The organism is Streptomyces sp. NPDC018045, from assembly GCF_044327445.1.
Lineage (GTDB): Bacteria > Actinomycetota > Actinomycetes > Streptomycetales > Streptomycetaceae > Streptomyces.
In genome coordinates this window covers 126,189-137,817 of the sequence record NZ_JBIRFL010000008.1, presented here as the reverse complement: position 1 = coordinate 137,817, position 11,629 = coordinate 126,189, and the positions used below count along the sequence as shown (strand labels likewise).

The window sequence follows — 11,629 nt, the reverse complement described above, 5'->3', positions numbered from 1 at the left end:
AGCGGCCGGCCTGGAGCGAGCGGGCGCATCACAGCGACCGGTCTGCCGGGGCGAGCGGATGCATCGGGGCGGGCGGGGGAGCGCGCCGCTCCGTCCGCTCCCCGGGCCGCCGCTACGCGCCCGCCTGTCCCGCCGCACCGATCAGCTCGCAGACCCGGTCCGGGGGCACCGGGCGGGAGTAGAGCCATCCCTGCCCGGTGTCGCAGCCGATACGGCGCAACCGTTCCGCCTGTTCGGCGCTCTCCACGCACTCCGCCGTGACCGTCAGGCCCAGCCGGTGGGCGAGCGCCACCAGCGCCTCCACGATCGTCTCGTCCGCCGGGTTCGGGTGCTCCTGCGAACGGAAGCCCCGGACGAAGGAGCCGTCCAGCTTCAGTACGGACACCGGCAGCCGACTGAGGTACGCGAGGTTGGAGTAGCCGGTCCCGAAGTCGTCGATGGCGATCCGTACGCCCATCTCGCTCAGCGCCTGGAGCGCCTGGAGCGGGCGCCCGGCCGACCCCATCACGGCCGACTCGGTCAGCTCCAGTTGGAGCAGGGCCGGCGGCAGCCCGGTCTCGGCGAGGATGCCCGCCACGTCCGCGACCAGGTCGGAGTCCCACACCTGCCGTACGGCGACGTTCACGCTGACGAACAGCGGCTCGGCGCCGGGCCGCGCCAGTTGCCAGGCGCGGGCCTGGTGGCAGGCGCGGGCCAGCACCCAGCGGCCCAGTTCGACGATCGAGCCGTTCTCCTCCGCCAATCCGATGAACCGATTCGGCGACAGTGTGCCGAACTGCGGATGCCGCCAGCGCACCAGCGCCTCGACACCCTGCGCCCGCCCGTCGCCGAGCCCGACCAGCGGCTGGTACTCCAGCGTGAACTCACCGCGGTCCACCGCGGGCCGCAGCGTGCTGGACAGCGCCTGGCGGGTCATCCGGTGCGCGTTGCGCTCGGGGTCGAAGAGCGTCCAGCGGGCCTTGCCGTCCTCCTTGGCCCAGTACAGCGTGGTGTCCGCGGCCTGCATCAGGCCGGTCGCGGTGGTGCCGGTCGCCGCGCGTTCCACGACGCCGATGCTCGCCGAGACCGACAGCCGCTGCCCGGCCAGGTCGAACGGCCGCTGCAGCGCGTCCAGGACACGCTGCGCCAGTTCGGCGAGCTGTTCGGTCCCGGCCGAGTCCTCCACCAGGAGCGCGAACTCGTCGCCGCCCAGCCGCGCCACCAGGTGGCCGCTGCCGCCGCGTACCCCGCCGCGCTCGGCCAGGTTCTCGGCGCAGTGCGTCAGACGCTGGGCCACCGCGCTCAGCAGCCGGTCGCCGACCCGGTGCCCGAGGGTGTCGTTGACGGCCTTGAAGCCGTCCAGGTCGAGGTAGCACAGGCCGACCCGGCCCGTACCGTGCTGCTCGAAGGCGGCCGTCTCCAGCGCGCCCGCCAGCCGCTCGAAGAACAGCGCGCGGTTGGGCAGCCGGGTCACCGGGTCGTGCATCTGGAGGTGGCGCAGCCGGGCCAGCAGGTCGTGCCGGTCGCTGATGTCCGAGACGGACAGCAGGACGCAGTCCTCGTCCGGCAGCGGCTCGACCGTCACCTCGGCCCACAGGAACTGCCCGTCGGGATGTTTCAGCCGTCGGGTGCACCGCAGCCGTTCGCTGTGGCCGCGCAGCACCTCCCGGTAGGCGGCCCAGATGCGCGGGTCGGTGCCCAGCTCGGTCAGGTCGGCGGCGGTGGCCGCGACCAGGTCGTCCGGCGCCGCGCCGACCAGTTCGCCGAAGGCCGGGTTGGCGGCGAGGACCAGGCCGTCGCGGTTCAGCACGGCCAGCGGGGTGTGGGCGGCCCGGAAGGCGGCGCGGTAGTCGCGCAGCGAGGCCGCCGAGCCGTCGTCGGCGTCGGGCTCGCCGCGGGCGGCCGTCCCCGGCTCGCCGGGCGTGCCGGGCGTGCCGGGCCGGGTCCGTCCGTCGGCCGCGGTGGGGCCGTCGGTGGGTGCCGGGCCGGAGGCGTCGTCCGCTCCTCCGGTGGTTTCGTTGGTCGGTTCTTTACGCTCCGTCACCGCGGAGAGCGTCGTTCCGGGCGCGCGGCCCGTGCCGCCGGGGTATCCGCTCACTGCTCGCTCCCGCATGGCGCTTGTCTCGTGATGGAGGGGGGAATCCGCGCTGGAAAGTGTGGCGATCATAGAGGCTGCTGCAAGGGCCTATCCAGCGACGTAACCGTGATCATCGGCACCCGTGGCGGAAGTTTGGCCATTTCCGTCCGGCTGTGTTCGTGCGTATCCGGTCAACGATCGATAGTGACTTTCCGTTACGGGGTGGGGAGTTGGGCCGGTCACTCATCTGGGGCCCCGGAACAGGACGGAAACCGGCAAATCCGCACAAGGTGGTGATGGTGCTCCGAATCCGTACCGGGAGGTCGATGTGCCACGCGCCCAGCCACCTCCGGAGGTGGACCGTCAGGTGCTGCGCCGGGTGGCCGCGGTGGCCACCTCGCTCAGCGCGGTCATAGCCACCTCCGTCATCTCGGGCCCCGCCACCGCGTCCGAAGGGGCGCTGCCCTGCGCCCTGGCCCGCACCGACGCCCACCACTCCGAGGGCCTGGACACCTGGAACCGCGCCTACCCGCGTCCGGTGCGCACTCTTGACGCCGTCATGGTCTTCCTGTCCTTCCCCGACTCCGAGCCGGTCGCCGACCCCCGGGAACTGGCCGCCGACTATTTCCCGGCCACTTCCCGCTTCTTCGAGCGCGCGTCCTACGGCCGCTTCACCCTGCGACCCGACATCCAGCGCCGCTGGGTGCGGATGCCGCAGGCCTCCAGCACCTACGGCATACGCCGGGACTGGGACGCCGGCCGCCGCGGCGCCTACCTCCGCGACGCGGTCGCCGCCGCCGACGGCTCGGTGGACTTCAGCCGCTACGACGTCGTCTACCTCGTCGCCGACCCGGACGCCGCCGGGGTCGACTCCGACGCCACCAAGGTCGTCAACCTCGACCGGCCGCTGCACGCCGACAACGCCGATCTCAGCCGGTTCGTCACCGTCTTCGAGCAGAGCCCGCCGGACCGCAACGTGCTGGCCCACGAGACCGGCCACGTCTTCGACCTGCCGGACCTCTACCACCGCCCCCAGGACGGCAAGGGCGACTGGGACACCTACGTGGGCGACTGGGACCTCATGGGAAGCCAGTTCGGACTGGCTCCCGACCCCTTCGGCTGGCACAAGTGGAAGGTCGGCTGGCTCGGCGACCGTCAGGTGTCGTGTGTCGCCCTCTCCCGGGAGCGGCGCACCTCCGTGCACGTCCTCCGGCCGCTGTCGGCCCCCATGGCGCCCGGCGACGAGCGGCGGGCGCGGCTGCTGGTCGTCCGCACCGGTCCGCGCAGCGCGCTGGCCGTCGAGGCGCGCGGCGCGGTGGGCAACGATCACGACGTCTGCGCCGAGGGCGTCCTGGTCTACCGGGTGCACAGCGAGACCGCGTCCGGGAGCGGCCCGGTGGAGGTGCTGGACGGCCACCCCGGTACCGAGGCGTGTTGGGGGACTTCCGTATTTCCCCGGCTTGCGGATGCGCCGCTCGGCGAAGGCGAAAGCATGGACGACGTCCAGGACGGGGTGCGGGTACAGGTGTACGGGCGGTCGTCCTCGGGGGACTGGACGGTCAAGGTGGAACGGAGCGGCTGAGGGCCGGTGGCCGGGCCGGGTGCCGTCCGCCGGCGCACGAAGAAGGCCCCCACCGAGGTGGGGGCCTTCTTCTGTCGGTGCGCCGCCAGGGACTCGAACCCCGGACCCGCTGATTAAGAGTCAGCTGCTCTAACCAACTGAGCTAGCGGCGCCTGCTGACGTGGAAAACATTAGCATCCTGATCGGGCGGCGCAAAAATCGATTCCGCGGGGCCGCTCCCCGGCGGCGGGATGCAGGCCCGGAGCCCTTGGCGGGGCTGGGCTCCGGGGGTGTCTGGGCGGCGGTGGCTCTGGTCACGGCGGTGGAGCGGCGGGAGCCGGGCCCGGCGGCCGGGGCGGGGCTTGGCCCGGGGACGTTCCGGTGGCGCGGCGGGCGGCCCGTATGCAGGCCCACAGGAGGGCGCCCGGGCCGGGGAGCCAGGGGCGGCGCACGTCCGGGGCCACCAGCCAGCGGGAGGCGGCGAGGTCCGGGGTGCCGTCCGCGGGGGCGGCGACGCCTGCCTTGAAGCCGTGGGTGGCGTACTGGGCGGAACGGGTGCCCTGGGGCGGTTCCGGCGGTGGCGGCCGGTGCGGGAAGAGGGGCGGGACGGTCACCGCGTCGCCCGGCCCGTGGCAGAGCAGCGGCGGCACCGCGCCGGACCACTCCTCCCAGTCGAGCAGGGCGGGCAGCCGCCGGGCGGTGCCCGGCTCGGCGAACAGCAGGACGCGGCCGCGGTGGGTGGCGACGGGCCCGGACCCGGGCCCCGCGGTCCACAAGCGGTCCACCAGGTCGCGGCCGAAGAGCGCGGGCGCGTTGATCACGTCGAAGACCGTGCCGCACGGCAGCGTGCTCGGCGCGTCCGGACAGGACGCCCACCGGGCGTGCACGCTCTCCGGGCACGGATCGGCGGAGGCGAGCCAGTCGGCGCCGGCGAGGGTGACGTACGCCGCGGTGGGGAACGTGGCGGGGGCGGGTCGACGAGGGGGCTCGGAGGGCCAGTCGCTCATGGGCCCCGGTTTACCGGTACCAGGTGTTCCGTTTCTGCGGAATGGCTGAAATCAGGACAGGACGGGGCGGCGTGGAGTATGTTTCCGCGCCCGCATATGCCAGCGGCCCATGATCAACAAGCGTGATCATGGGCCGGGTGATGGATCGGGGGCGGTGCTGAGCCGTTCAGTCCGTGGCGTCGAGGCGGCTGCCGCCGCCGTCGCGCAGCAGGCCGCGGCCGAATTCGACCATCTTCGCCGCGTAGTCCTCGGTCCAGTCGGCACGCTCCGCGATCGCGGAGAGCGGCAGCCGGTCGAAGCGCCGGGGATCGGCGAGGTGGGCCGCCGCCATCGCCTGGAATTCCGTGGCCCGGTCCGCCGCCGCGCGGAAGGCGAGCGTCAGCTCGGTGGAACGGGTGAGCAGCTCCTTGGGGTCCTCGATGGATTCCAGGTCGAAGAAGTGCTCGGGATCGGACGTGGCCTCCGGAGGCTCGAAGAGCAGCGGAGCCGGTTTCAGGCGCCGGGGCGCGGCGGCGGCTCCGCGCGGGTCGGAAGCCGGTTGCGGCTCGGACATGTACGTACCTCCTGGATCGTGTGCCGCGTTCCATTGTCCCGCGCCGCGCAAGTGCGCCTGGGGACGCGCTCTTACGGGGGCTCGCCCGCCCGCCGGAGAACGGCGCGCCGCGTGCCGCGCGCCCCTCTTCCACGCCCGCACCGCCACCGTACGACCACACGCCGCGCGCGACGGCACGAGTGCGCTGCGCCGGGCGGGGCGCGCCCCCCGTCGGCCTTCGTGCACGGCGGCGATTGGTGTGGGGGTCCCGCGGCGGCCGCTGGGGGGCTGTCGCGCGGCGGGGCTGCGGTGGACTCGGGCTGGCGCTCCTGGTGGTCTGCCGATCCTCCGGGTGGCTTGTGGCTCGTGGCTTGCGGCTCGTGGCTTGCGGCCTCTGGTGGGCTGTCGGCGGCCTGGCGGACCCTGGTGGTCTGGCGGCGAGCCGGTGGCGGCCTGGCGCGGTACTCGTCGTTCCCGGCTGCCCCGTCACCCGGCCGGGCGTACGCCGGCAGCCGGGTAGGGCTCCCACGTCACCCGGTGTTCGTTCAGGTGGGCCGGGGCCGTGTGGTTCGTCTCCCGGCCGTCCGGGGTTGTGGCCATGGGTCGCCTCTGGGGGGGCGGGTCCGGTCCGGTGGATTGGATGGTGCCGCGTCGATCGTCCCGGCGGGCAGAGGCCGGAGGGGGCAGAGGTGCCAGGGCCCTCGGGATTCGTTCAGGTGGGCCGGGGCCGTGTGGTTCATCTCGCGGCCGTCCGGGGTGGTGACCATGGGGCCCCTCTGGCGACCCGCCGAATGTGGTCCGGCGGATTGGGGGCGCCGCATCGACGATCGCCGTCCGGGCAGGCACCGGAGGCGTGGTCAGGGGCGCCAGATGACCCGGTGTTCGTTCAGGTGGGCCAGGACCGCGTGGTTCGCTTCCCAGCCGTCCGGGAATTTGACCGTGACGCCCAGTTGTACGGGCTCCGCCGACGGGTGCTCGTCCAGCAGCTCCGGTACGCCCGCCCGGCAGACCACGATGCAGGCATGCCGATGGCGCGAGGCCAGCACGCACAGCCGGCCCGTCTCCAGGTGGAAGGCGGTCGCGTCGGGGCGGCCGGAGAGCGGGTGCAGGAAGACCGTGACGTCGAACTCCCGTCCCTGGAGGCGGTTGGCGGTGTCCACCGCGACCCCGCCGACGCCGAGCCCGGCCAACGCGGCCCGTACCGCCGCCGCCTGGTCACGGTGGGCCGTGCCGACCGCGATCCGGTCGGCCGTCAGCGGCGCGGGGCCGGGGGAACGCTCGCTGGTCGCCGCGCCGCCCCGGTCGAGCAGCCGCCGCACCACTTGCGCGATGGCGTGCACCGCCTCCGGGTCCGTACGCGGGGTGTGGCGGGCGGGCAGTTCGAGCAGGCCCCAGCCGGACTCGGCGGCCTCGTCCAGGACGCGGTCCACCCCCGAGCCGTCGGCGGGCACCCCGAAGGCGAGCCGCCGGTCGCCGTGGTCCGTACCGCTGCGGAACGGCGTGTACGGGTAGAACGCGTCGGAGACCAGCCGGGCGGCGGAGGCGGGCAGCCGCCACGACACCGGCAGCCGGTGCTGCGGCAGGCCGGGGTTGTGCGCGAGCAGGGTGGTCACGGCGCTGGCCGACGGGTCGTAGGCGAGCCCGGCCCACTGGTCGGCGCCGACCACGCTGAACGGGTCCAACTGCCCCGGGTCGCCCACGAACAGCGCCCGCTCGAACAGGCCGCCGACAGCGAGCAGCGCGTCCGAGCGCATCTGGTACGCCTCGTCCACGATGGCGTGCTGCCACGGTTCGTCGACCTTCGTGTACGCCCACTTGGCGGCCGTCGAGACGACGATGTCCAGTCCGGCCAGGTCGGTGACCTTCGACGACGTACGGACGGCGGGCAGTTCGGCGAGCGCCGGGTCGAACGCGCCCGGCTCGCTGCTGTGCAGCCGGCCGACCGGCAGTTCGGGGTCCTTCTCGGCGATCCGCAGCACCAGGTCGTCGACCTGCGCGTTGGTCTGCGCGACGATCATCAACCGGCGCCCGGCCGCGGCCAGTTCGCGGGCCGCCCGCACCACCAGCGTGGACTTGCCCGCCCCTGGCGGCGAGTCGACGACGACACCGCGGTGCGCGCCGTGCAGCGTGCTGTGCACGATCGCGTCGGTGGCCTCGGCCGCCGCCGCGGCGGGGTCGAAGGGCGCTGCTCCGGGGGCGGCGGGGGCTGCGCCGTCCGGCCGCCGGGCGGGGGGCAGGTCGGGGTGCGAAGGCGCATCCGGGTGCGCGGGCGGATCGGGGTATGGGGGCGTGTCGGGGCGTGCGGGCGCATCCGGGTGCGGGGGAGCGTCGGGATGCGCGGGCAGGCCGGGGTGCGGGGGCAGGTCGGAGTGCGCGGGGCGGGCCTCGGTCACAGGAAGTCCTCCGCGGTGACGGGATCGGGCTGGTCCACGGGCGGTACGGCGGCGTCGGCCGCGGGCGGCCCGCCGTGCGTCCACGGCGTGTCCTCGGGATCGGGCAGCTCCGGGCCGCCGCGCGGCTGGTGCTCGAACAGGGTCCAGCACACCCGGTCGCCGGGCTCGGGGACCGAACCGGGCTCGGGGACCTTCCCCCGCCCCATCCCGCCGGTCAGCCGGACGACCAGCCCGCCCGGCCCGTCCGCCGTGTACTCGACGAACTCGGCGGGCTGGCTCTTCCCGTCCGGCAGCGGGCGGTACAGCTTGCCGCCCTCGACGAGCTGCGGCCGGTCGTCCGTCCGCAGCGTCACCAGCGGGCGCGGCATCGGCCGCTTGCCCAGCGAATACGCCGTCTCCACCCCGGTCACCTCGCCGGCCAGGGCCTCTCCGGTGAGCCGGCGGCCCGCCATGACCAGCGGGTCGTCCAGCGCTTCCTGCGCGTCGAGCTGCGCCTGGGCGGTCTCCCGGGAGGCGAGCTTCTGCGCGGCCGTGATCGCGTCGTCCCGCTTCGGCTGCGGTGGCTCACCGGCCCGTACCCGGTCGCGGTGCGCGGTGTACGACCAGCGGTCGCGCTTCCACCGGTCGGCCACCCGGGAGCCTTCCGGCAGGGCCCGCAGCAGGTCGATGCCGTGCCACACGGCGTCCCAGGTGGGGCGGAGCTGCCGCTCGACCAGCTCGCGGATCTCGTCCTCGGCGCCGGGCAGCCCCGCGTCGTAACGGGCCATCGCCGGAGCGAGCCGCTTGTTGTCGAAGGCCGGGTCCGTGGCCGGGCCGGCCGGCGGGCACAGCAACTGGCCGTCCGCGTCCCGTGCCGTCTCCGCGCGCTGGGCGGCCGTCGCGCCGTGCTCGCCCCCGGGAGGGTCTATCCAGGCGAGCAGCGCACCCAGGTGCTGGTCCTCCAGGTTGCTCTGGCCGGTCGCCCAGTGGCGGGCGAGCAGCCCGGTCATCGGCAGCAGCAGACTCGCGCCCGGCACCCGGGCCCGCTCGCCGAAATGCGTGAACCAGCGGCCCAGCAGGGGCACGTGCGGGGGCGCCGGGTGCGGGGTGTCCGGTTCCTGCTCGGCGGTCCGCCGGAACCGCATGGACCGGCCCAGCAGCCGTACGTACTCCACGCCGGCCGCGCTCGGCACGATGACCTGCGGCGCGTCCGCGCACAGCTCGACCTCGACCGTGACCTTCTTGCCCGTCTCCGGGTCGGTCTCCTTTCGCTCCGCCGGCTCGACGGTGTCCGCGTACCCGTCCACGTACGGCAGGACGGTCTCGGCCAGCTCGGCGAGGAAGGCGAACCGCAGGTCACGGTCGCGCGGCTGGGGTACGGCGAGCAGCAGCGGCTTCTCGCGGTCCGTACCGACCAGCGCGCCCAGCGGGGCGCCCGCCTCACCCGCGGTCGTCAACGGGACGAACACGAGCGGGTGCGCGGACAGATGCCGGTGCCGGACGGTCGCCAGCGGCTGCGCACGGCCCGCCGCCACGGCCTCCATCCTGGCGAGCACCTCGATCAACGACATGCCGAAACCCCCTTGCCGCCGTCGGCCGGTCCCTCGGCCTGGGCCTCGGCCCATTCCCCGGCCTGGTTCTCGGCCTGGCCCCCGGTCCGCTTTCCGGCCCGGCTCTCGGCCTGGTTTCCGGGGTGGTCCCCGGTCCGGCCCCCGGTCCGGCGCCCGGCCCGGTGCCCGGGCTGGTCCGCCGCGTCGAGGGTGCCGTGCCCGGCCGTGGCCAGTGCCTCGGCGCGCAGGGTCGCCGCTCGGCGCAGCGCTTCGGCGGCGGGGGCATCGGTGAAGTCGGGGGAGGGAGCGGGCGCGTCCGCCGAGGCGGCCGCCGCCCCCGGAGGGCGGCCCGCCGCGTCCGCCGCGCTCTCCGTCCGCGCTGCCGCCAGCACCTCCTCGACCGTGCGCAGGCCGCCCAGCTCCCCGCGCACCCCGCGGCCCAGCGACTCCACGGCGCCCGCCGCGCGCGCCCGCTCCCGGCAGTGGAACGCCAGCTCGCAGGCGGACAGGCACTCCGGGGCATAGGCGGCGTCGACGGACTCGACCGCCTCGGTCAGCTCGGCGGCGGGCCGGGTCACCGTCTTCCCGTCGTCCGCGAGCCGGAGGTCGAAGGTCGTGCCGGGCGGGAGCTGTCCGGCGATCTCCTCGACGGTGGTGAGGCGCTGCAACTGACGGTGGGTGGTCGCCAGTTGTTTACGGATGTCGACGGCCTCGGCGGTGGGGACGTTCGCGAAGTCCTTCGGGCAGACCAGCAGGAACTGGTCCCGCACCGTCACCGCGCGGCCCGTACTGGCGAGCACCTGCCCGGCCACCCGCCGCAACGCCAGCGCATACACCGCCGCCTGCCGGGCCGCCGCGCCCACCTTGGCCGGGTCGGCGGAACCGTCGATCATCGGGAAGGACTTGATCTCCACGACCGTCCAGCCGCCGTCCGGATGCACCACGACCGCGTCCGGCTCCAGGTAGGCGGGCGAACCGGCCACGTCCAGGGTGATCAGGGGATGGTCCAGCAGCGTCCAGCCGCCGGTGGCGGTCGCCTCGCGCAGCGCCAGGGCCGTACGGGCGGCACGCCCCTCGGGGCCGGCGGCGGACAGGTCCGGTGCGGCGACCCGGCCGGGCTCGGGGGCCTCCGCGCCGTCGCCCATGCGCGCGTGCACCAGCCGCATCAGGTCCGCGCCGTCGTCCGCCTTGACGCGGGCCTCGAAGGAATTGCCCCGGGCCAGCGCGAACTGCGACTGCCCGAAGGCCGCGGGGGACCCGAGGGCGCCCGCGAGCGCCGCCTTGTCGACCCCCGCGCCGTCCAGCAGCGCGCGGCGGCGGCAGCCGGGGTTGGCGGCCAGCGCGGCGAGCGCACGGGCGTCCAGCGGCCGCGGCCGTACGCCGGGACCGCGCAGCTCACTGAGCCGCTGTCGCAGCCCCGTCGTCGGCTGCGGCAGCGGAGACGGCGCGGGCGGCCGGTCGGCCGCGGCGGGTCGGCTGTCGCGGAAAACGTTCACCCGCGGAAGTCTGGCATCCGCCACTGACATCCGCGTGCGTCCCCGGCGCCCCAGCAGCCGACAGACCGCGCGCCGCACCCGCGAGAGCGCTGCTCCTCGCACTCGCGGCGGGGCTGCCCGCACTCGCGGCGGGGCCGCCCACGCCCACGACGGGGTGGCTCGTGCCTGCGAAGGGGCCGTCCACGACCGGACTGCCCGCGATGGGGCCGCCGGCGACGGAGCCGCCCACGAGGGGGCTGTCCGCACCCGCCGACCGGCTGTCCGTGCCCGGGACCGGGCCGTCCGCCCGGAACCGCCGCCGCACGCCGTCCGCGAGCCGCAGCGCCGGGCGGGTCAGCAGCAGGCCCAGCCCCATCACGGCCGTACCCGCCAGCGCGTCGAGCAGGTAGTGATTGGCGGTGCCCATCACCACCAGCACGATCAGCAGCGGATACGCCACCCCCAGGGCCCGCGTCGCCCGGGACCGGCCGTGCCGCCACAGGACCGCACCGCACCACAGCGCCCACCCCACGTGAAGGCTGGGCATCGCCGCGAACTGGTTCGTCATGCCGCCGAGCCCGCGCGGCGCGCTCGCGTCGTCGCCCCACCACCCGTAGGACGAGAACTGCGCCATGGTGTCCGCGAACCCGCTGCCCGCCTCCAGCAGGCGCGGCGGCGCGGTCGGCAGCAGCGTGAAGCCGACCAGCCCGATCAGGGTGGCCAGCATGAGCCACGTACGGAGCGCGCGGTAGTGAGCGGGGCGCCGGTTCCACAGCCAGACGAGGACCACGGGCGTGATGACGTAGTGCAGCGCGGCGTACGCGAAGTCGGCGGGGACGCCGAAGGCGGGAGTAGCGGTGAAGAAACGATTCAGCGCCCGCTCCGGGTCGAGCCGCAACAGCTCTTCCCACCGCAGAATCGTCTGTCCGTGCCCCATGGCGGTGTGGACGTCACCACGGGCCACGAGGCGGCCCGCGGAGTACGCCACGTACACGAGGGCCAGCAGTGGCAGTTCCGTCCACCACCGGAGCCGGCTGCCGGCTGCCGCGGTGCGGCGCGCTACGGCGTCCATCCTG

General features: G+C 74.9%; 8 protein-coding genes and 1 tRNA gene. 1 reads left to right on the top strand and 8 read right to left on the bottom strand.

The window, feature by feature from the left end; all coding sequences use genetic code 11:
- Nucleotides 1–112: 112 nt before the first annotated feature.
- Nucleotides 113–2,092 (bottom strand): putative bifunctional diguanylate cyclase/phosphodiesterase, encoded by a 1,980-nt coding sequence (locus ACH4EB_RS20525; RefSeq protein WP_398348962.1) that lies wholly within the window; start codon nucleotides 2,090–2,092, stop codon nucleotides 113–115.
- Nucleotides 2,093–2,384: 292 nt separating this feature from the next.
- On the opposite strand from ACH4EB_RS20525, the gene ACH4EB_RS20520 reads away from it, so the two are divergent.
- Entirely contained in the window at nucleotides 2,385–3,638 is a 1,254-nt protein-coding gene (locus tag ACH4EB_RS20520; protein ID WP_398348961.1) for a M6 family metalloprotease domain-containing protein, read from the top strand.
- A gap of 78 nt (nucleotides 3,639–3,716) precedes the next feature.
- Here ACH4EB_RS20520 and ACH4EB_RS20515 read toward each other — a convergent pair.
- The 7 genes from ACH4EB_RS20515 to ACH4EB_RS20485 form a co-directional block, all read right to left on the bottom strand.
- A tRNA-Lys gene (locus ACH4EB_RS20515) sits at nucleotides 3,717–3,790 on the bottom strand.
- A 141-nt stretch (nucleotides 3,791–3,931) separates the two neighbouring features.
- Nucleotides 3,932–4,624 carry a hypothetical protein gene (locus ACH4EB_RS20510; RefSeq protein WP_398348960.1) on the bottom strand — a complete coding sequence of 231 codons (693 nt, stop codon included), beginning with the start codon at nucleotides 4,622–4,624 and terminating at the stop codon, nucleotides 3,932–3,934.
- A 166-nt stretch (nucleotides 4,625–4,790) separates the two neighbouring features.
- Nucleotides 4,791–5,177, bottom strand: a complete 387-nt coding sequence (locus tag ACH4EB_RS20505; protein WP_398348959.1) for a hypothetical protein — start codon at nucleotides 5,175–5,177, stop codon at nucleotides 4,791–4,793.
- Between the two features lie 836 nt (nucleotides 5,178–6,013).
- Nucleotides 6,014–7,393 carry an AAA domain-containing protein gene (locus tag ACH4EB_RS20500; RefSeq protein ID WP_398349134.1) on the bottom strand — a complete coding sequence of 460 codons (1,380 nt, stop codon included), beginning with the start codon at nucleotides 7,391–7,393 and terminating at the stop codon, nucleotides 6,014–6,016.
- A 152-nt stretch (nucleotides 7,394–7,545) separates the two neighbouring features.
- Complete coding sequence (locus ACH4EB_RS20495; protein WP_398348958.1) at nucleotides 7,546–9,099, bottom strand: hypothetical protein; 1,554 nt, start codon at nucleotides 9,097–9,099, stop codon at nucleotides 7,546–7,548.
- Complete coding sequence (locus tag ACH4EB_RS20490; RefSeq protein WP_398348957.1) at nucleotides 9,090–10,574, bottom strand: hypothetical protein; 1,485 nt, start codon at nucleotides 10,572–10,574, stop codon at nucleotides 9,090–9,092. Before ACH4EB_RS20490 ends, ACH4EB_RS20495 begins: the two co-directional genes overlap by 10 nt.
- Nucleotides 10,474–11,625: a phosphatase PAP2 family protein gene (locus ACH4EB_RS20485; RefSeq protein ID WP_398348956.1), complete on the bottom strand. Its 1,152-nt coding sequence runs from the start codon at nucleotides 11,623–11,625 to the stop codon at nucleotides 10,474–10,476. The genes ACH4EB_RS20490 and ACH4EB_RS20485 overlap by 101 nt, the downstream gene beginning before the upstream one ends.
- Between the last annotated feature and the right edge of the window lie 4 nt (nucleotides 11,626–11,629).